This window comes from Streptomyces sp. NPDC001732, assembly GCF_053596315.1.
In genome coordinates this window covers 18,422-36,725 of sequence record NZ_JBSFFY010000062.1, presented here as the reverse complement: position 1 = coordinate 36,725, position 18,304 = coordinate 18,422, and the positions used below count along the sequence as shown (strand labels likewise).

The 18,304-nt window shown below is 71.3% G+C and carries 18 protein-coding genes and 1 pseudogene; 12 read left to right on the top strand and 7 right to left on the bottom strand.

What is annotated here, in order from left to right; genetic code table 11:
- The 4 genes and pseudogenes from ACWCXX_RS33765 to ACWCXX_RS33750 all read left to right on the top strand — a co-directional run.
- Positions 1 to 180, top strand: a pseudogene (locus tag ACWCXX_RS33765) (hypothetical protein); the annotation flags it as partial.
- On the top strand, positions 164 to 1,327 hold the full coding sequence (locus ACWCXX_RS33760) for a polyamine ABC transporter substrate-binding protein (protein ID WP_451133992.1): 1,164 nt from the start codon (positions 164 to 166) through the stop codon (positions 1,325 to 1,327). The pseudogene ACWCXX_RS33765 and the gene ACWCXX_RS33760, both read left to right, overlap by 17 nt.
- 129 nt (positions 1,328 to 1,456) lie before the next feature.
- On the top strand, positions 1,457 to 2,074 hold the full coding sequence (locus ACWCXX_RS33755) for an NUDIX hydrolase (protein WP_451133989.1): 618 nt from the start codon (positions 1,457 to 1,459) through the stop codon (positions 2,072 to 2,074).
- A gap of 21 nt (positions 2,075 to 2,095) precedes the next feature.
- Complete coding sequence (locus ACWCXX_RS33750) at positions 2,096 to 2,638, top strand: hypothetical protein (RefSeq protein WP_451133987.1); 543 nt, start codon at positions 2,096 to 2,098, stop codon at positions 2,636 to 2,638.
- A 43-nt stretch (positions 2,639 to 2,681) separates the two neighbouring features.
- Here ACWCXX_RS33750 and ACWCXX_RS33745 read toward each other — a convergent pair whose 3' ends face one another.
- The 6 genes from ACWCXX_RS33745 to ACWCXX_RS33720 form a co-directional block, all read right to left on the bottom strand.
- On the bottom strand, positions 2,682 to 3,887 hold the full coding sequence (locus ACWCXX_RS33745) for a serine hydrolase domain-containing protein (protein WP_451133985.1): 1,206 nt from the start codon (positions 3,885 to 3,887) through the stop codon (positions 2,682 to 2,684).
- A 112-nt stretch (positions 3,888 to 3,999) separates the two neighbouring features.
- The gene (locus ACWCXX_RS33740; RefSeq protein ID WP_451133983.1) at positions 4,000 to 4,710 is read right to left on the bottom strand and encodes a response regulator; all 711 of its coding nucleotides are present in this window, start codon (positions 4,708 to 4,710) and stop codon (positions 4,000 to 4,002) included.
- A gap of 57 nt (positions 4,711 to 4,767) precedes the next feature.
- Positions 4,768 to 5,937 (bottom strand): sensor histidine kinase, encoded by a 1,170-nt coding sequence (locus tag ACWCXX_RS33735; protein ID WP_451133981.1) that lies wholly within the window; start codon positions 5,935 to 5,937, stop codon positions 4,768 to 4,770.
- Positions 5,938 to 5,951: 14 nt separating this feature from the next.
- On the bottom strand, positions 5,952 to 6,752 hold the full coding sequence (locus ACWCXX_RS33730) for an SAM-dependent methyltransferase (RefSeq protein ID WP_451133979.1): 801 nt from the start codon (positions 6,750 to 6,752) through the stop codon (positions 5,952 to 5,954).
- A gap of 61 nt (positions 6,753 to 6,813) precedes the next feature.
- Positions 6,814 to 7,518: a glycerophosphodiester phosphodiesterase gene (locus tag ACWCXX_RS33725; RefSeq protein ID WP_451133977.1), complete on the bottom strand. Its 705-nt coding sequence runs from the start codon at positions 7,516 to 7,518 to the stop codon at positions 6,814 to 6,816.
- A gap of 89 nt (positions 7,519 to 7,607) precedes the next feature.
- On the bottom strand, positions 7,608 to 8,642 hold the full coding sequence (locus ACWCXX_RS33720) for an adenosine deaminase (RefSeq protein ID WP_451133975.1): 1,035 nt from the start codon (positions 8,640 to 8,642) through the stop codon (positions 7,608 to 7,610).
- A 132-nt stretch (positions 8,643 to 8,774) separates the two neighbouring features.
- On the opposite strand from ACWCXX_RS33720, the gene ACWCXX_RS33715 reads away from it, so the two are divergent.
- Positions 8,775 to 9,470 carry a DUF4190 domain-containing protein gene (locus tag ACWCXX_RS33715; RefSeq protein WP_451133973.1) on the top strand — a complete coding sequence of 232 codons (696 nt, stop codon included), beginning with the start codon at positions 8,775 to 8,777 and terminating at the stop codon, positions 9,468 to 9,470.
- Between the two features lie 225 nt (positions 9,471 to 9,695).
- On the opposite strand, the gene ACWCXX_RS33710 is transcribed toward ACWCXX_RS33715, so the two are convergent.
- A complete protein-coding gene (locus ACWCXX_RS33710; RefSeq protein ID WP_451133991.1) occupies positions 9,696 to 10,235 on the bottom strand; it encodes an NADAR family protein in 540 nt (179 codons plus the stop codon).
- A gap of 217 nt (positions 10,236 to 10,452) precedes the next feature.
- Between ACWCXX_RS33710 and ACWCXX_RS33705 the strand changes: the two genes are divergently transcribed.
- From ACWCXX_RS33705 to ACWCXX_RS33675, 7 genes are all read left to right on the top strand, one after another.
- Complete coding sequence (locus tag ACWCXX_RS33705; protein ID WP_451133971.1) at positions 10,453 to 11,967, top strand: gamma-aminobutyraldehyde dehydrogenase; 1,515 nt, start codon at positions 10,453 to 10,455, stop codon at positions 11,965 to 11,967.
- Positions 11,968 to 12,008: 41 nt separating this feature from the next.
- Positions 12,009 to 13,259, top strand: coding sequence for a polyamine ABC transporter substrate-binding protein (locus tag ACWCXX_RS33700; RefSeq protein ID WP_451133969.1), 1,251 nt, complete (start codon positions 12,009 to 12,011; stop codon positions 13,257 to 13,259).
- A gap of 53 nt (positions 13,260 to 13,312) precedes the next feature.
- Positions 13,313 to 14,461: an ABC transporter ATP-binding protein gene (locus tag ACWCXX_RS33695; protein WP_451133967.1), complete on the top strand. Its 1,149-nt coding sequence runs from the start codon at positions 13,313 to 13,315 to the stop codon at positions 14,459 to 14,461.
- The gene (locus ACWCXX_RS33690) at positions 14,458 to 15,384 is read left to right on the top strand and encodes an ABC transporter permease (RefSeq protein WP_451133965.1); all 927 of its coding nucleotides are present in this window, start codon (positions 14,458 to 14,460) and stop codon (positions 15,382 to 15,384) included. The genes ACWCXX_RS33695 and ACWCXX_RS33690 overlap by 4 nt, the downstream gene beginning before the upstream one ends.
- On the top strand, positions 15,384 to 16,184 hold the full coding sequence (locus ACWCXX_RS33685) for an ABC transporter permease (protein ID WP_451133963.1): 801 nt from the start codon (positions 15,384 to 15,386) through the stop codon (positions 16,182 to 16,184). Before ACWCXX_RS33690 ends, ACWCXX_RS33685 begins: the two co-directional genes overlap by 1 nt.
- Positions 16,185 to 16,208: 24 nt before the next feature.
- The gene (locus ACWCXX_RS33680) at positions 16,209 to 17,624 is read left to right on the top strand and encodes an NAD(P)/FAD-dependent oxidoreductase (RefSeq protein WP_451133961.1); all 1,416 of its coding nucleotides are present in this window, start codon (positions 16,209 to 16,211) and stop codon (positions 17,622 to 17,624) included.
- 182 nt (positions 17,625 to 17,806) lie between these two features.
- A complete protein-coding gene (locus ACWCXX_RS33675; RefSeq protein ID WP_451133959.1) occupies positions 17,807 to 18,298 on the top strand; it encodes a hypothetical protein in 492 nt (163 codons plus the stop codon).
- Positions 18,299 to 18,304 lie beyond the last annotated feature (6 nt).

Genomic DNA, 18,304 nt, shown 5'->3' with positions numbered 1-18,304 from the left:
CCGGACAAGGAGCTGCTCGGCTCGCTGGACGAGCAGGGCCGCGAGTCGCTGCGGCTGCTCCTGGAGGGGTTGGACTCGCACTGGTCGCTGGACGGTTGGTCCATTGCCCGGCCGTCCGGCCGACCGGCATCCTGCGCGGGTGCGAGCAACCCCGAAGAACCCCATGTCCCGCCGGTCCCTGCTGCGCGCCCTCGGAGCCACGGCGGCCGGTACCGCGCTGGCCGGCTGCGGTGTGCCCGCCGCCTACGTGGAGCCCGGGGACCGCGCCGGGCGCGACACCTCGGCGAGCGACCGCTCCCTGCACTTCGCGAACTGGCCCCTCTACATCGACACCGACGACGAGAACGAGTCGAAGCGGCCCACCCTCGACGCGTTCGCCGGACGCACCGGCATCTCCGTCACGTACACCGAGGAGATCAACGACAACGACGAGTTCTTCGGGAAGATCAGCCCGGCGCTGATGAACCACCAGGAGACCGGCCGGGACCTGATCGTCGTCAGCGACTGGATGTCCGCCAGGTTCGTACGCCTCGGCTGGGTGCAGGAGATGGACCGGGCCGGGCAGCCCAACGTCGCCGAACACCTCGACCCGCAGCTGCTCTCGCCCGCCTTCGACAAGGGCCGCACGCACAGCGTCCCCTGGCAGTCCGGGATCACCGGCATCGCGTACAACCGCAAGAAGCTCGGCCGCGAGATCAGGAGCGTGAGTGATCTGTGGGCGGACGACCTGCGCGGCAGGATGACGCTGCTGTCCGGGCTCGACGAGGCCTTCGCCCTCCTGCTGCTGGGCAACGGCGTCGACATCACCCGCTGGGTGGCGGACGACTTCCACGAGGTGTGCGAACAGATCGAGAAGCTGGTGCGCAGGAAGCACATCCGTCGCTTCACCGGCAACGACTACATCAAGGACCTGTCGACCGGCGACGTGCTCGCCTGCCAGGCGTACTCCGGCGACGTCATCCAGCTCCAGGCCGACAACCCGGAGATCGAGTTCGTGGTTCCCGAGGAGGGCGGCGAACTCTGGTCGGAATCGCTGATGATCCCCAACCTCGCCCGCCACAAGCGCAACGCCGAGAAGCTCGTCGACTACTACTACGAGCCGGAGGTGGCCGCCGAGCTGGCCGCCTGGGTCAACTACGTCTGCCCCGTCCCGGCCGCCCGCGAGGTACTGGCCGCGGCCAAGGACAAGGAGACCGCCGAACTCGCCGAGGACCCGCTGATCTTCCCCGACGACGAGATGCGCGAACGGCTGACGATCGCCCGCGACATCACGTCCGAGGAACGCTCCGGCTTCGCGAAGAAGTGGAACGCCATCGCCGGTCTGTGAGCGCGGCGGCGGTACGGGAGCGGTACGGGGCAGCGCGACCGGAAGCACCGCATTCGCCGTGTGCCGTACGCCTTTCGACCGCCACGGGGCGGGAAACCGCGGGGGAGCGCTCGGATAGCATCGGCGCCCGTGGTGCCGAAGAGCGGGCGGAAGACGCAGCGACGGACGTCCCGGGTGCTCCTGGTCGACGGGCGGGACCGGCTTCTGCTGCTCTGCGGACGCGATCCGCGCGGACCGGGGGCGAGGTGGTGGTTCACCGTCGGCGGCGGCGTCGAGGACGGTGAGGACCACCTCCGGGCGGCGGTCCGCGAGATCCGGGAGGAGACCGGCCTGTCCCTTCCCGCCCACCGTCTCGGCCCGCTCCTCTGGACCCGGCGGACCGCCTTCACCGTCGACGGCCGGGGCTTCGACCAGTACGAGGAGTACCGTCTCGCCCGCGTCACGGACGACGAGGCGCACCGCGTGAGGATCGACCCGGCCGAGGCCCGCCACGGGCACCACTGGTGGTCGGTGGAGGAACTGGCCGCCACGCAGGAGACCGTCCGGCCGAAGGGCCTGGCCCGGCTCCTGGCCGGGGCGCTCGTGGACCCCCGGCCGGCGAACGGCCCCGTCCACCTGGGGGACTTCGACGAGGACACCGACCCCGACCGGCCCTCCGGCGGGGCGGGAAGGCGCGGCGCGGACCCCAAGAAGGCATCGCGAAGGCGTGCCGCGCGGACCGGGGAAGGCGGTGCGAAGCGCCGGTGAGCGCGGGCGTACGCTGCGGACATGAGCGAGCGAAGAGCCCTGCTGAGGCGCATCCGCGTGTGGTTGATCTTCTTCATCGTCTGTCTGGTACTGAGCGGGCTGACCGCCTTTCCGCTCGTCCATGAACTCCGTTGGGCCGAGGACCTGTTGAGGTCCTCGGCCTCTCCCGTTCCGGAGCACTTCCCGGCATTGACGGAATGGATCACCAAGGTCCGCACCGGCCTGGACGAGGCCGACGCGAAGTACCCCTTCGTCCTGTACGGCACCGACTGGCTGGCCTTCGCGCACCTCGTCATCGCGGTCGCCTTCTACGGCCCCTACCGCGACCCGGTCCGCAACATCTGGGTCATCGAATTCGGCATGATCGCCTGCGCCGGGATCATCCCGCTCGCGCTGATCTGCGGGCCCGTCCGGGGCATCCCCTTCTGGTGGTCCGTCATCGACATGTCGTTCGGGGTCTTCGGGGTGATTCCGCTGCTCGTGGTGCGCCGCATGATCAAGCGGCTGGAGGCGCTGCCGGCCCCGGACCCCGCACCGCAACCGGTCGCCGCGACGGCCGGCTGAGTCCGGCCCGGGGAGCCGCTTCCCCGTTGCCCCTCCAGGCAGTTCAGCCCCGCGCCGGCGTTCCGAAGGCGGCGGCGACCAGGCCCGCCACGACGTCGTTGGTGCCCTCCCCCTTCGCGTCCGTGGAGTTCACGCTGTAGACGAGGACGCGGGAGAGGTCCCGGGTGCCCCCGACCCCCGCGTTGTAACCCCAGCGGCCACCGGTCTTGCCCCACACCCGGTGGCCGTCGACCACCCAGGAGGTCAGCCCCGCGCTGTACGCCGCGGGCTTGCCCGACTCGTGGTCCCGGACCGAGGGAGCGGGCAGCGTGAACATTTCCTCCAGCATCGGGCCGCGCACCACCCGGCCACGGAACAGGGCCTGTGTGAAGCGCTCCAGATCGGCGGTGGTGGAGATGATGTCGCCCGCCGCCCAGCCGTCGGTGGCGCCCCAGACACTGATGTCGCGCAGCCCGGTGCTGCCGTCGTCGAGCCGCATCCGCTGGTAGCCGTGGTTGTGCGGACCGTGGATACGGGGGTCGGCACCCGGGTACGAGGTGTCGTGCAGGCCGAGCGGTCCGAGGACGCGCCGGCCGACCTCGCTCTCGTAGCCGTGCCCGGTGACCTTCTCTATCAGCAGTCCGGCCACGGTGTAGTTGATGTTGAGGTAGTGCTGCCTGGTCCCGGCCGGGAACTCGGCCGGCTTCGCCGTCGCCGAGGCGACGAGCGCGCGCGGGTCGTGGCGCACGAAGCGGTTCTCGTACCACTCCTCGACGGTCGTGCCCGGGAAGTCGGCGGCGGGCAGTCCGCTGGTGTGGTTCAGCAACTGACGCACGGTCACCTTCCCGTACGTCGCCGGGATCAGCTCCGGCAGATAGGCGCGCACCGGCCGGTCCAGGTCGACCTTCCGCTCGGTGGCGAGCTGGAGCACCGTGGCCGCCGTGAAGACCTTGGTCACCGAACCCGCCCGGAACCGGCCGTCGGGATCGGCCGGGCGGCCCGACCTCAGATCGTGGACACCGGAACTGCCGTGCCACGCACCGGAGGTGCCCGAGACCCGCACCAGCGCGGCCGTCGCGGAGTCCTTCGGCAGCCCGGCGACGGCCGCGGCGAGCGCCTTCGCGTCCGGGGCCCCGTACACCGGGCCCTGCGCCGCGGCGCCCGCCACCGGGACCCGGGGAGCCGCCGATGCCCATGCCGGGGCGACCGGGCCGGCCGCGAACCCGAGGACCAGGGCGGTGGCGAGGAGAGTGCGGGTGCGGGCGTTCATCGTGGCGCCTCCTGGGAGTGGGATCAGGGGCGGCCCGCCCGTCGCGGGCCGCCGTTCTCGGATTCCATCCTGCTGAGCGCCGGGCCCCGGCGGATCCCCGGAGCGAGGGGTCTCAGGAGGGAGATCCGCTCCCTCGCCCGGGGGAGGGGACCGGGCCGCCTCCCCCGGGCGAGGGAGCGACGAGGCCGGTCTCGTACGCGCAGATCACCGCCTGGATGCGGTCGCGCAGCCCCAGCTTGGACAGCACGTTGCCGACATGGGTCTTCACCGTGTGCTCGCTGACGACCAGGGCCGCCGCGATCTCCGCGTTCGACAGGCCGCGGGCCAGGTGCAGCAGCGTCTCGCGCTCGCGGGCGGTCAGCGCGTCGAGCCGCCCGGCGGGCACCGCGTCCGGGGCGACGGGCCGGGAGGTGTAGTCGGCGACCAGCCGCCGGGCCACCGACGGCGCGAGCAGCGCATCGCCGGCCGTCACCACCCGCACCGCGTGCACCAGGTCGTCCCTGCGGACGTCCTTGAGCAGAAAGCCGCTCGCGCCCGCGTGCAGCGCCTCGTAGACGTACTCGTCGGAGTCGAACGTGGTGAGCATGACCGTCCGGCAGCCGGTCTCCGCGCTGATCGTGCGACATGCCTCGATCCCGTCCACGACCGGCATCCGGATGTCCAGCAGGACCACGTCGGGCGCCAGCCGCCGCACCGCGTCCACCGCCCGCGCCCCGTCGCCCACCTCCGCGACGACCTCGATGTCCGGCTGCGCGTCCAGAATCATCGCGAAGCCGCTGCGTACCAGTTCCTGGTCGTCGGCCACCACCACACGGATCGTCAACTCCCCACCTCCGCCCCGGACGTTACCTCCTCGCCCACGAACGGCGGCGCGAGCGCTTCACCGCACCGGCTCCAGCGGAAGGTCGACCTCCACCCGGAACCCCCTGCCCCGCGGACCAGGACCGGTACGGGCCGTTCCGCCGTGCGAGGCCGCGCGTTCGGCGATGCCCACCAGACCGAACCCGCCGCCGTTCCCGCCGCTCCCGCCGCTCCCGGCACCCGGCCCGCGCCCGTCGTCGACGACCGACACGGACAGTTCCGCCGGACCGTGGACGAGCCGCACGGCGACCGTCCGGGCGGCGGCGTGCCTGACCACGTTGGTCAGTGCCTCCTGCACGATCCGGTGCACCGTGGCCTCGGTGTCCAGCGGCAGCGCCCGGACCGGCCCCACGACCTCGTAGGACACCTCCAGGCCGCCGGCCCGGACCCGCTCCACGAGCCTCTCCAGCTCGGCCAGCACGGGCTGGGGCTCGCGCGGCGCGTCCCGGTCCGCCTCCTGCTCGCGCAGCACCCCGAGCATCCGGCGCAGCTGCGCCATCGCGTCCCGGCCCGTCTCCGAGATCGCGTCGAAGGCGGCCTCGGCGCGCTCCGGCGCCGTGCGCACCGCCACCGGACCGGCCTCCGCCTGCACGATCATCAGGCTCACCGCATGGGAGAGGATGTCATGCATCTCCCGGGCGATCCGGGCCCGTTCACGCGCCGCCGCGCGTTCCGCCTCGATCCGCCGCGTCAGCTCCAGCTGCCGAGCCCGGTCCTCCACGGCCCGGGTGTACGCCTGCCGGGTGTGGGTGAGCCGACCGAAGCCGTACGCCGCGGTGAAGACGATGAGCGCGAACACCAGCTCCCGCGTCTCGCCCGTGTTGAGCGCGGTCGAGGGGAAGACCACGGCGAGGGTCGTGGCCCCGCAGATCTGCCGTGCGGGCGACGGTGCGAGCGCCGCCACCGTGTAGAGGGCGACCAGGGCCGGGTACGGCAGGGTCTGCCCGGGGCCGTCGACGGCGAGCCCGTACAGTGCCTGGGCCGCGAAGACGGCCAGCAGCACCCGCACCGGCGCCCGGCGCCGCCACACCAGCGGTACCACGGTGAGGGTGGTCAGCAGGTACGCCGTCACCGTGGCCGGTTCCAGCCGGGGGTCCCTCGGAATCACCCAGGGCACCGACACCGCCGCCTGCACCAGCAGCGCCACCCCGACGTCCGTCCCCCACACCCCTCGGGCGCGCGTCCACACCCCCCGCGGATCCACTACGGCTTCCGCGCCACCGCGCCGAACTGGGCGACCAGGGGCGCTCCCGGCTCGCCGCGCCAGCGCGCGCACGACACGATGCCCGGCTCCACGAGTTCGAGTCCGGTCAGGAACGTGGCGAACTCGGCGCGGCCGCGGGCGGTGATCGGCGGGGTGGCGTTCTCGTTCCAGAACCGCATCGCCGCCTCGTTGCCCTCGCCGCCCAGTTCCAGTGTCGGATGGGTCAGCACCAGGTGGCTGCCGGACGGCACCGCGTCCATCAGCGTCCGCACGATGTGCCGGGCCTCGTCCGTGTCCAGGACGAAGTTGAGGATGCCGAGCAGCATGACCGCGACCGGCTTCCCCAGGTCCAGCGTCGGCTCGGCCGCCCGCAGGACCTCCTCCGGGCGGCGGGCGTCCGCGTCGATGTACGCGGTCGCACCCTCCGGGGAGCTGGTGAGCAGCGCACGGGCGTGCGCCAGGACGATCGGGTCGTTGTCCACGTACACGACACGGGAGGCGGGGGCGGTGTGCTGGGCGACCTCGTGCGTGTTCCCGGCGGTCGGCAGGCCGGTGCCGATGTCCAGGAACTGCCCGACCCCCACGTCCCCGGCCAGATACCGGACGGCACGCCCCAGGAACTCCCGGTCGGCGCGCGCCACTTCGCCGATGCTCGGGTACATGGCGGTGACCCGGTCGCCGACCGCGCGGTCCACGGGGTAGTTGTCCCGGCCGCCCAGCCAGTGGTTCCAGACCCGCGCGTTGTGGGCGATGTCGGAACGGACGCGGTAGGGAAGGGAATCGGTGCGGGCATCGGTCACGGTTCTGCTCCTCGGGCCGGACGGTATCGGGGGAGGGGGTGCCGCCCATGATGCCGGACGATCAAGCGGGGCCGCTGGCAGAGGAGTTGGCGAGGACGCCGCGCAGGACGTCCACCCGGTTGGTGGTGATCGAGTCGACGCCCCGCCGGACGAGGCGGCGCATGACGTAGCCGGTGTCCGCCGTCCAGGCGGAGACCAGCAGCCCGTCCCGGTGCAGACGGTCCGTCAGATCGCGGTCCACCAGGCCGAACCGGTAGTTCAGCCAGCGCGGCCGTACCGCGTCGAGCAGCACCCGGCCCGGCGGGGCGGACGCCGTCCAGGTCAGGGCGATCTCGGCGGCGGGATCGGCGGCGCGCACCCGCAGCATCGCCTCGGGCCCCGCGCAGTAGTACACCCGTTCCCCGGCCCCGCACGCGTGCACCGCGGCGACGGTCCCGGCCACGGAACCGTCGGTGGAGCCGGGCAGGTCGATCATGACGCGGTGCGGCCCGGTGGCGAGCAGCGCCTCGCGCAGCGTGGGCACACCGCCCCGGGTCAGCCCGGCGAGCTCCGCCCGGGTCAGCCGGTCGAGCCGCAGATCGTGACCCCACAGCCGTTTCAGCGTGGCGTCGTGCAGCAGGACCGGCACCCCGTCGCGGGTGACCCGCACATCGATCTCGACCGCGTCCGCCCCCCGTGCGAGGGCGGAGCGGATCGAGGGGAGCGTGTTCTCGCGGGCCCGGTAGGGATCGCCGCGGTGCGCCACGGCGGTGACTGTGGTGGCCATGGGGTCATTGTGGCCACCCCGGCCATCCCGTGGTCACCTCGGCCACCCCGCGTTCACCCGGCCCCCCGGTCATCCCGTGGTCACCCCGGTCACTGGGCGGAGCGCTCCAGCCAGCCCGTCGTGTACGCGTCGATCTCGGCGGCCAGCGTGCGCTTGCCGGCCGGGTCGAGGTACGAGGCGTCGACCGCGTTCTTCGCCAGCGCGGCGAGCCCGCGCTCGTCCAGGTCGAGCAGCCGGGCGGCCACCGCGTACTCGTTGTTGAGGTCGGTGCCGAACATCGGCGGGTCGTCGCTGTTGATGGTGACCAGGACGCCCGCCCGCACCATCTCCCGGACCGGGTGCTGGTCGATGTCGGCCACGGCGCGGGTCGCGATGTTCGAGGTCGGGCAGACCTCCAGCGGGATGCGGTGTTCGGCGAGGTGGGCCAGCAGCTCCGGGTCCTGGACGGAGTGGGTGCCGTGACCGATGCGCTCGGCGCGCAGGTGGGTCAGCGCGTCCCAGACGGTCTGCGGCCCGGTGGTCTCCCCGGCGTGCGGCACGGAGTGCAGGCCCGCGGCTATCGCACGGTCGAAGTAGGGCTTGAACTGCGGGCGTTCCACCCCGATCTCCGGGCCGCCGAGCCCGAAGGAGACGAGCCCCTCGGGCCGCAGGTCCAGGGCGAGCCGGGTGGTCTCCTCGGCGGACGCCAGTCCGGCCTCGCCCGGAATGTCGAAGCACCAGCGCAGTACGACGCCCAGCTCGGCCTCGGCCGCCTTGCGGGCGTCCTCTATCGCCTCCATGAACCCCTGCTCGGGGATGCCGCGCCGGACCGAGGAGTACGGCGTCACCGTCAGCTCCGCGTAGCGGATGTTCTGCCGGGCCATGTCGCGGGCGACCTCGAAGGTCAGCAGGCGGACGTCCTCCGGGGTGCGGATCAGGTCCACGACGGAGAGGTACACCTCGATGAAGTGCCCGAAGTCCGTGAAGGTGAAGTAGTCGGCCAGGGCCTCGGGGTCGGTGGGGACCTTGGAGTCGGGGTGGCGCGCGGCCAGTTCCGCGACGATGCGGGGGGAGGCGGACCCGACGTGGTGGACGTGCAGTTCCGCCTTGGGCAGCCCCGCGATGAAGGGGCGCAGATCGTGCATCGGACTCTCCGGGGCGTGGGACGGGGTGCTGCCGGGCACGGTCGGCCGGGCAGAGGACGGGCATCATCGTAGGCCGGGTCCGCAGGTGAACGGGCGGGCCGTAGCATGACGGGACCACGATGGGGGAGGCACATGTCAGACAACACAGAGCAGCCCGAGGGCGGGGGCGCGCCGCGGGATCCGTGGGCCGCGCCGGACAGCAAGGTCCCGCTGGACAAGCCGGCCGGCGACGCCCGCCCGCCCGCCGTGCACAGTCAGCCGACGGTCACCTCGATGCCGGGCGTCGGGGAGGGCCCCGCGCCGACCGACGTGCCGCCGCCGGGGTTCGGTTCGCCCGCCCAGACCGGGCCGGTACCCGGCGAGGTGCCGCCGCCCCCGGTCGGTCCCAACGGGCCGGGGCAGCAGGCTCCGCCGGTCACGGGGCCGTACGGCTACCCGTCCGCACCGCCGCAGTACGGGTATCCGGCGTACCCCGGATACCCCCAGGCGCCGTGGGGCGCGCCGCCCGCCAACGGCATGGGCACGGCGGCCATGGTGCTCGGCATCCTGGCCGTCTGCATGTTCTGCGTCTACGGGATCCCGAGCCTGGTCCTGGGCGTACTGGCCCTGATCTTCGGCATCCTGGGCCGCAAGCGGGTGCAGCGCGGTGAGGCGACCAACAGCGGTCAGGCGCTCGCCGGGATCATCATGGGCTCCGTAGGCATCGCCCTGGGCGTGGCGATCATCAGCTTCTTCGTCTGGCTGATCGCCACCCACACCGAAGACTTCGAGGACACCTACGAGGACGACCCGTACGCCACGTCCCTGGTCGTCGACGTCACGCGATAACCGGCACCGGGCCGACAGCACGCCCCTGTCTCGACGGCCGTGCGGGCCGGACCCCGGCCCGCACGGCCGTCGAGCCGTACCGGGCACTGTGCCGTACCGGCCGTCGAGCCGTACCGGGGCCGTGTTCCGGGGGCCGTGCCCCGGCCGTCGCGCGGGAGCCGTCGGCCTCCGCGGACGGCCGGCCGCCCCGGCCGCGCCCCCGCTCTCCGGCCGCGCCCGGCCTTCTCAGGCCGCCCGCAGCCGGGTCCGCGCGTCCATCAGCGCGAACCCCAGCAGATTCAGCCCCCGCCAGGTCGCCGGGTTCGCCGCCCGGGGGTCGTCCGCCGCCAGCCCTATGCCCCAGATCCGGTCCATCGGGCTCGCCTCCACCAGCACCCGGTCCCCGGTGTTCAGCAGGAACTCCCGCAGCTCCGGGTCGCCGCCGAACTTGTGCACACTGCCGGCCACCACCAGCCCGTACCGCTCGCGCTCCCACACCGCGTCGTCGAAACCGCGGACCAGCCGGCCCACCTTCTTCGCCACCGCCGGGCTCTTCGCCGCCACCGCCGCGGCCTCCGACTCCGCGTCACCGAACAGGCGCGCCTTGCCCGCCATCATCCAGTGCTCGGCCGACGCGTACGTCACGCCGTCGACCGTGAAACGCGACGGCCACCACTGGCTGAGACAGCTCGCGCCGATACGGCCGGCGGGCCGCGGGCGGTGTCCCCAGAAGTGCAGGTACTTCACCTTCTCCCCGCGCCCGGCCCGTGCCAGGAGATCGTCCATGTGTTCCATGACATGCGATTCTGGCATCCGCCACTGACACTACGTACGGGGAATTCCGCACTGACGCGACACATGGTCGACAGATTCCGTTGCGTAACCAAAAGGCAACAACGGAATCACTTGTTGGGGTGGATGGCCTCTGTCAGGATCGGCACTCAAATCGAGCAGAGACTACGCCGCCCCCGTATTCCCGGGGCGTGCGGCGGAGGAGAGCGTCATGGGCAACGGCATCCAGGTGCAGGACCGCTTCGCGGACGGCGCACAGTACATCGGCGGAAAGCTGCGGTCCGGAACCTCGGGGCGCCGCCACGACGTGGTGAACCCCGCGACGGGCGAGACCGTGTACAGCTACGAGCTGGCGGGCACCGCGGACGTGGACGCCGCCGTGGCCGCCGCGCGCGAGGCGTTCCCCGGCTGGTCGGGCGCGACGCCCGCCGAGCGGGCCGAGGCGATGCACCGCTTCGCCGCCGTCCTCGCCGAACAGGCCGATGACTTCGCGTACGTGGAGTCGCTCCAGTGCGGCAAGCCGATCAAGCTCTCCACCGAGTTCGACGTGCCCGGCACCGTCGACAACACCTCCTTCTTCGCCGGAGCCGCCCGCCACCTGGAGGGCAAGTCGGCCGCCGAGTACGACGGCGACCACACCTCGTACGTACGCCGCGAGGCGATCGGCGTCATCGGCTCCGTCGCCCCCTGGAACTACCCGCTCCAGATGGCCGCCTGGAAGGTCCTCCCGGCCGTCGCCGCGGGCAACACCATCGTCCTCAAGCCCGCCGAGATCACCCCGCTGACCTCGCTGATGTTCGCCCAGGCGGCCACGGAGGCGGGCATCCCCGACGGCGTGATCAACATCGTCACCGGCGCGGGCAAGGAGGCCGGCGAACACCTCGTCGGCCACCCGGACGTGGTCATGACCTCCTTCACCGGCTCCACCGCCGTCGGCAAGCGGGTCGCGGAGATCGCCACTTCCACCGTCAAGCGCCTCCACCTCGAACTCGGCGGCAAGGCCCCCTTCGTGGTCTTCGACGACGCCGACCTCGACGCCGCGGTCAACGGCGCGGTCGCCGGAGCGCTCATCAACACCGGCCAGGACTGCACCGCCGCCACCCGCGCCTACGTCCAGCGCCCGCTGTACGACGCCTTCGTGCGGGGCGTCGCCGAGCTGATGGAGACCGTCCGGCTCGGCGACCCCTTCGACCCGCACACCGACCTCGGCCCGCTGATCAGCCACGCCCAGCGGGACCGGGTCGCCGGATTCGTCGAGCGCGCCCGCGCGTACGCCACCGTCGTCACCGGCGGCGAGGCCCCCGGCGGCGAACTGGCGGACGGCGCCTACTACCGGCCCACCCTCGTCACCGACGCCGCCCAGGACAGCGAGATCGTCCAGTCGGAGATCTTCGGCCCGGTCCTGGTCGTGCTGCCCTTCGACAGCGACGACGAGGGCATCCGCCTCGCCAACGACACCCCCTACGGGCTCGCCGCCTCCGCCTGGACCCGCGACCTGTACCGCGCCAACCGCGCCACCCGCGAGATCAAGGCGGGCTGTGTCTGGGTCAACGACCACATCCCGATCATCAGCGAGATGCCGCACGGCGGATACAAGGCCAGCGGCTTCGGCAAGGACATGTCCTCGTACTCCTTCGAGGAGTACACGCAGGTCAAGCACGTCATGTACGACAACACCGCGGTCGTCCGCAAGGACTGGCACCGCACGATCTTCGGGGACCGATAAATCGGCCGACCCCGGCCCCACACACCCGAAAGGGCAACGGCATGGAGCAGTACGAGCCCGAGCGCCTCTCCGCGGCCCAGATCGCCGCGATGCGGCGCAGTCTGACCGGCGGCCGGGGCGCCCTGACCCGCCGATCGCTGATCCGCGCCTCCGGCATGGGGGCGCTGGCGATCGGCGGGCTGGGCACACTGAGCGCCTGCGGCATCCCGCCGGCGAAGCGCTCGGAGGGCGGCGCCGCGGCGTCCGACGACCACTCGGCCCGGGAGAAGCAGGTCAACTTCTCCAACTGGACCGAGTACATGGACGTCACCGAGGACGGCAAGCACCGGCCCACCCTGGAGGCGTTCACGAAGCGCACCGGCATCAGGGTCAAGTACACCGAGGACATCAACGACAACGTCGAGTTCTTCGGCAAGATAAAACCGCAGCTCGCGGCCGGTCAGGACACCGGGCGCGACATCATCTGCGTCACCGACTGGCTGGCCGCCCGCATCATCCGGCTCGGCTGGGCCCAGAAGCTCGACCCGGTCAACCTGCCGCACGCCTTCGCCAACCTCTCGTCCCAGTTCCGCACCCCGGACTGGGACCCGGGCCGCGCCCACTCGTACCCCTGGACCGGCATCCCCACCGTCATCGCCTACAACTCCAGGGCGACCGGCGGGCGCAAGGTCGACTCGGTCACGCAACTCCTCGACGATCCGAAGCTCAAGGGCCGGGTCTCCTTCCTCTCCGAGATGCGCGACACCGTCGGCATGACCCTGCTCGACATGGGCAAGGACCCCGGCACCTTCACCGACGCGGACTACGACGCCGCGATCGGCCGGCTCCAGAAGGGCGTCGACAAGAACCAGATCCGTCGCTTCACCGGCAACGACTACACCGCGGACCTCGACAAGGGCGACATCGCCGCCTGCGTCGCGTGGGCCGGCGACATCATCCAGCTCCAGGCCGGGAACCCGGACATCAAGTACGCGATCCCGGCCGCGGGGTACGTCATATCCAGCGACAACCTGCTGGTCCCGGTGGAGGCCCGGCACAAGACCAACGCCGAGAAGCTCATCGACTACTACTACGAGCCGGCGGTCGCCGCACAGCTCGCCGCCTACATCAACTTCGTCTGCCCGGTCGACGGGGTCCGCGAGGAGCTGGCGAAGATCGATCGGGCGATGGCCGACAACGTCCTGATCCTCCCGGACAAGGAGATGGCGTCCCGGTCGCATGCCTTCCGCTCCCTGACCACCGAGGAAGAGACGGCGTACGAAGAGAAGTTCGCCAAGCTCATCGGCGCCTGACCCCGCGCCCCTTTCTCACCGATCTCCCTCCGACACCACCGGGACCGCGATCCATGACACAGCAGCAGACCGGCGGCGACGTCCGCCTCACCGGGATCAGCAAGACGTACGGCTCCTTCACCGCCGTGGAACCCCTCGACCTGACCGTCCCGCAGGGCACCTTCTTCGCCCTGCTCGGCGCGTCCGGCTGCGGCAAGACCACCACCCTGAGGATGATCGCGGGCCTGGAGGAGGCCAGCACCGGCACCGTGTCGCTCGGCGACCGGGACATCACCGACCTGCCCCCCTACAAGCGGCCCGTCAACACGGTCTTCCAGAGCTACGCGCTCTTCCCGCACCTCGACATCGCCGAGAACATCGCCTTCGGCCTGCGCCGGCGCGGCATCAAGTCGGTGAAGAAGCAGGTCGACGAGATGCTGGACCTCGTCCAGCTCGGCGACTTCGCCAAGCGCAAGCCGCACCAGCTCTCCGGCGGCCAGCAGCAGCGCGTAGCCGTCGCCCGCGCCCTGATCAACCACCCGCAGGTGCTCCTGCTCGACGAACCGCTCGGCGCCCTCGACCTCAAACTCCGCCGCCAGATGCAGCTGGAGCTCAAACGCATCCAGACCGAGGTCGGCATCACCTTCATCCACGTCACCCACGACCAGGAGGAGGCCATGACCATGGCCGACACCGTCGCGGTGATGAACGCGGGCCGGGTCGAGCAGCTCGGCGCCCCCGCCGACCTGTACGAGAACCCGCGGACGACCTTCGTCGCCAACTTCCTCGGCACCTCCAACCTCATCGAGGCCGAGGTCGTCTCCACGGGCACCGACATCGTCGTGACGGCGGGAGGCGGAAAGCTGCGGCTGCCCGCCGACCGGTGCACGGCCCTCGCCACCGAAGGCGGCAAGCTGCTGCTCGGCGTGCGCCCCGAGAAGATCTCCCTCGCGCACGCCGACGACGCGGACACGGTCGCCGAGGGCCGCAACCGGGTCCCCGGCCGGATCGTCGACTCCAGCTTCATCGGGGTGTCCACGCAGTACGTGGTGGAGAGCCCCGCCGGCAAGGAACTCCAGGTGTACGAGCAGAACATCGACCGGCGCGCGGGACTCACTCCCGGCACCGAGGTCGTCCTGCACTGGAATCCGGCGCACACCTTCGGCCTGGACGCCGCCCAGGACATCGACGCCGGTGTGGAGACGGTGGAGGACGCGGCGTGACCGTCACCGAGGCGCCACCCGTCGCGCCCACCACCGAACCGAAGCCGCGCAAGGCGTCCACCCGCAAGCGCCTCGTCCCCTACTGGCTGCTGCTCCCCGGCATCCTGTGGCTGCTCGTCTTCTTCGCGCTGCCGCTCGTCTACCAGGCCTCGACCTCCGTACAGACCGGCTCCCTGGAGAAGGGCTTCGAGGTCACCTGGCACTTCGCGACGTACTGGGACGCGCTGCAGGACTACTACCCGCAGTTCGTCCGGTCCCTGCTGTACGCGGGCACCGCCACGATCCTGTGCCTGCTGCTCGGCTACCCGCTCGCCTACCTCATCGCGTTCAAGGCCGGCCGCTGGCGCAACGTCGTCCTGGTCCTGGTCATCGCGCCGTTCTTCACCAGCTTCCTGATCCGCACCCTCGCCTGGAAGACGATCCTCGCGGACGGCGGCACGGTCGTCGGCGTGCTCAACACCCTGCACGTCCTGGACGTCACCAGCTGGCTCGGCTGGACCGAGTCCAACCGGGTGCTGGCCACCCCGCTCGCGGTGGTCTGCGGCCTCACGTACAACTTCCTGCCGTTCATGATCCTGCCGCTCTACACCTCGCTGGAGCGGATCGACGGCAGACTGCACGAGGCGGCCGGCGACCTGTACGCCACCCCCGCCACCACCTTCCGCAAGGTGACCTTCCCGCTCTCCATGCCGGGCGTCGTCTCCGGAACGCTGCTCACCTTCATCCCGGCCAGCGGTGACTACGTCAACGCCGAACTGCTGGGCTCCACGGACACCAAGATGGTCGGCAGCGTCATCCAGACCCAGTTCCTGCGCGTCCTGGACTACCCGACGGCGGCCGCGCTCTCCTTCATCCTCATGGCGGTCGTCCTGCTCATGGTCACCGTCTACATCCGCCGCTCCGGGACGGAGGACCTGGTCTGATGCCCGTACTGCGCTGGATTCGCCGCAACCTGGTCGTCCTCGTGGGTCTGCTGACCCTCGCGTACATGATCCTGCCGAACATCGTCGTCATGGTGTTCTCGTTCAACAAGCCGAAGGGGCGCTTCAACTACGCCTGGCAGCACTTCTCCCTGGACGCCTGGAAGGACCCCTGCGGCGTCGCCGACATGTGCGGCTCGCTCTCGCTGTCCCTCCAGATCGCCCTGTGGGCCACCATCGGCGCGACCGTGCTCGGCACGATGATCTCCTTCGCGCTGGTCCGCTACCGCTTCCGGGCGCGCGGCGCGATCAACTCGCTGATCTTCCTGCCGATGGCGATGCCCGAGGTCGTCATGGCCGCCTCGCTGCTCACCCTCTTCCTCAACATGGGCGCACAGCTGGGCTTCTGGACGATCCTCATCGCGCACATCATGTTCTGCCTGAGCTTCGTGGTGACGGCCGTCAAGGCACGCGTGATGTCCATGGACCCGCGGCTGGAGGAGGCCGCCCGCGACCTGTACGCCGGACCCGTGCAGACCTTCCTGCGGGTGACGCTGCCGATCGCCGCCCCCGGAATCGCCGCGGGAGCGCTGCTCGCCTTCGCGCTCTCCTTCGACGACTTCATCATCACCAACTTCAACGCGGGCTCCACCGTGACCTTCCCCATGTTCGTCTGGGGATCGGCACAAAGGGGCACGCCCGTACAGATCAACGTCATCGGAACGGCGATGTTCGTCATCGCCGTGGCGGTGGTCGTCGTCGGCCAGCTGATCGCGAACCGGCGCAGGAAAAACACACGATAGAAAGCACTGAAGGAGTTGGAAACCATGGCCCCAGCTGCCATGCGTACCGCTGCACAATCACTCTCCGACGCACAGCCGGTGTCGTTCTGGCTGGACGACCCCGAAAAGCCCGCCGCCCTGCCGGCCCTCACCGGTGACGAGCACTGCGACCTGCTCGTCATCGGCGGCGGCTACAGCGGACTGTGGACCGCGCTGCTCGCCAAGGAGCGCGACCCGGAACGGGACGTCGTACTGATCGAGGGGCACGAGGTGGGCTGGGCCGCCTCGGGCCGCAACGGCGGATTCTGCGCCGCCTCCCTCACCCACGGCCTGCCCAACGGACTGGACCGCTGGCCGGACGAGATCAAGAAGCTGGAGGAGCTCGGCGAGCGCAATCTCGACGCCATCGAGGCCGCCGTCGCCCGCTACTCCATCGACTGCGAATTCGAGCGCACCGGCGAGATCGACGTCGCCACCGAGCCCCACCAGCTCGAAGAGCTCCAGGAGTGGCACCGGGAGACCGAGAAGCTCGGCTTCACCGGGACGGAGTTCCTGGACCGGGACGCGCTGCGCGCCGAGGTCGACTCGCCGACCTTCCTGGGCGGGCTCTGGGACCGGCGGGGCGTCGCCATGCTGCACCCCGCCAAACTGGCCTGGGGCCTGAAGCGTGCCTGCCTCGGTCTGGGGGTGCGGATCCACGAGCACACCCGGGGCCTCGAACTGGCCAGGACCACCGCCGGAACGGCCGTCCGCACGCCCTACGGAAGGATCTTCGCGCACCGGGTGGCACTCGGTACGAACATCTTCCCGTCGCTGGTCAGGCGGGTGCGCCCGTACACGGTGCCGGTCTACGACTACGCGCTGATGACCGAGCCCCTCACCGCGGACCAACTGGCCTCCATCGGCTGGAAGAACCGGCAGGGGCTGGGCGACAGCGCCAACCAGTTCCACTACTTCCGGCTGTCGGCCGACAACCGGATCCTGTGGGGCGGCTACGACGCGATCTACCCGTACGGCGGCCGGCTGAACGCCGACCTCGACCAGCGCCCGGAGACCTTCCTCAAGCTCGCGGGCCAGTTCTTCGACTGCTTCCCGCAGTTGGCGGGCGTCCGCTTCAGCCACGCCTGGGGCGGGGCGATCGACACCTGTTCCCGCTTCTCCGCGTTCTTCGGCACGGCCCACCGCGGCCGGGTCGCCTACGCCGCCGGGTACACCGGGCTCGGCGTCGGCGCCACCCGGTTCGGGGCCGAGGTGATGCTCGACCTGCTGGCGGGCGAGCGGACCGAACGGACCGAGCTGGAGATGGTCCGCAGCAAGCCGATGCCGTTCCCGCCGGAGCCCTTCGCCTGGACCGGGATCGAGCTCACCAAGCGGTCCCTGGCCAGGGCCGACCGCAACGGCGGGCACCGCAACCTCTGGCTGCGGACGATGGACCGGCTCGGGCTCGGCTTCGACAGCTGAGACTGCGCGGGGCGGCGCCGGAGCCGCCGGGACGCCGGGCCGGTCACTCCTCGGGGTGACCGGCCCGGTCCGTCTCAACTGATCGTCCGAACCCGCGTAATGGATCGGGGCGACCCCTGTCTCCCGTGTGGACGCGCCGGCCATCCACGGCCGGCGCGCAGCACATGGAACGGAGGCCGGTCATGACTGGCGCGGGGGCCGAAGCAGCAGTCGAGTGGCTCGTATCGGTGGCACCGGATCCCGAAGCCTGCCGGCGGGAGTGGGAGTGCGATCCGCGGGGGATCGCACTCCTTCCCGCCGGCAGGCGCTGGGACGTGCTGATTCTTCCCGGGGAGCTGGGCTATCCCACCCTCGGCGTACTCACCCGGCTCATCGACAGGCCCGGTCCCGTCCTCAGCGACTTCGGCGAGGCACGCATCGGTTTCTTCGTGGCGCCGGGCACCGCCGCCTGCTGGGTCGGCACCGGCGTACGGGGAGCGGGACACGGAACCTGGATCGTCGTGCCGTACCCCGGGCGGACGGCCGTGGTGGGCGGGGTGCGCTGGCTGATCCCTCCGGACGGCACGGGAATCGTCACCGACGCGGCACTCCTGGAACTCGCGATGCACGAGGCGGCGGCCGCGCGGGCCGAGAGCGAAGGCATCGGAGGGAGCGGAGGGAACGGAGGGAGCTGACGGGGC

Excerpts from the sequence above, each read along its gene's own strand:
- ACWCXX_RS33750 (WP_451133987.1), top strand. The coding sequence starts at position 2,096 with ATGAGCGAGCGAAGAGCCCTGCTGAGGCGCATCCGCGTGTGGTTGATC.
- ACWCXX_RS33675 (WP_451133959.1), top strand. The coding sequence starts at position 17,807 with ATGACTGGCGCGGGGGCCGAAGCAGCAGTCGAGTGGCTCGTATCGGTG.
- ACWCXX_RS33715 (WP_451133973.1), top strand. The coding sequence starts at position 8,775 with ATGTCAGACAACACAGAGCAGCCCGAGGGCGGGGGCGCGCCGCGGGAT.
- ACWCXX_RS33685 (WP_451133963.1), top strand. The coding sequence starts at position 15,384 with ATGCCCGTACTGCGCTGGATTCGCCGCAACCTGGTCGTCCTCGTGGGT.
- ACWCXX_RS33680 (WP_451133961.1), top strand. The coding sequence starts at position 16,209 with ATGGCCCCAGCTGCCATGCGTACCGCTGCACAATCACTCTCCGACGCA.
- ACWCXX_RS33720 (WP_451133975.1), bottom strand. The coding sequence starts at position 8,642 with ATGCACGATCTGCGCCCCTTCATCGCGGGGCTGCCCAAGGCGGAACTG.
- ACWCXX_RS33700 (WP_451133969.1), top strand. The coding sequence starts at position 12,009 with ATGGAGCAGTACGAGCCCGAGCGCCTCTCCGCGGCCCAGATCGCCGCG.
- ACWCXX_RS33760 (WP_451133992.1), top strand. The coding sequence starts at position 164 with ATGTCCCGCCGGTCCCTGCTGCGCGCCCTCGGAGCCACGGCGGCCGGT.
- ACWCXX_RS33725 (WP_451133977.1), bottom strand. The coding sequence starts at position 7,518 with ATGGCCACCACAGTCACCGCCGTGGCGCACCGCGGCGATCCCTACCGG.
- ACWCXX_RS33695 (WP_451133967.1), top strand. The coding sequence starts at position 13,313 with ATGACACAGCAGCAGACCGGCGGCGACGTCCGCCTCACCGGGATCAGC.
- ACWCXX_RS33705 (WP_451133971.1), top strand. The coding sequence starts at position 10,453 with ATGGGCAACGGCATCCAGGTGCAGGACCGCTTCGCGGACGGCGCACAG.
- ACWCXX_RS33710 (WP_451133991.1), bottom strand. The coding sequence starts at position 10,235 with ATGGACGATCTCCTGGCACGGGCCGGGCGCGGGGAGAAGGTGAAGTAC.
- ACWCXX_RS33745 (WP_451133985.1), bottom strand. The coding sequence starts at position 3,887 with ATGAACGCCCGCACCCGCACTCTCCTCGCCACCGCCCTGGTCCTCGGG.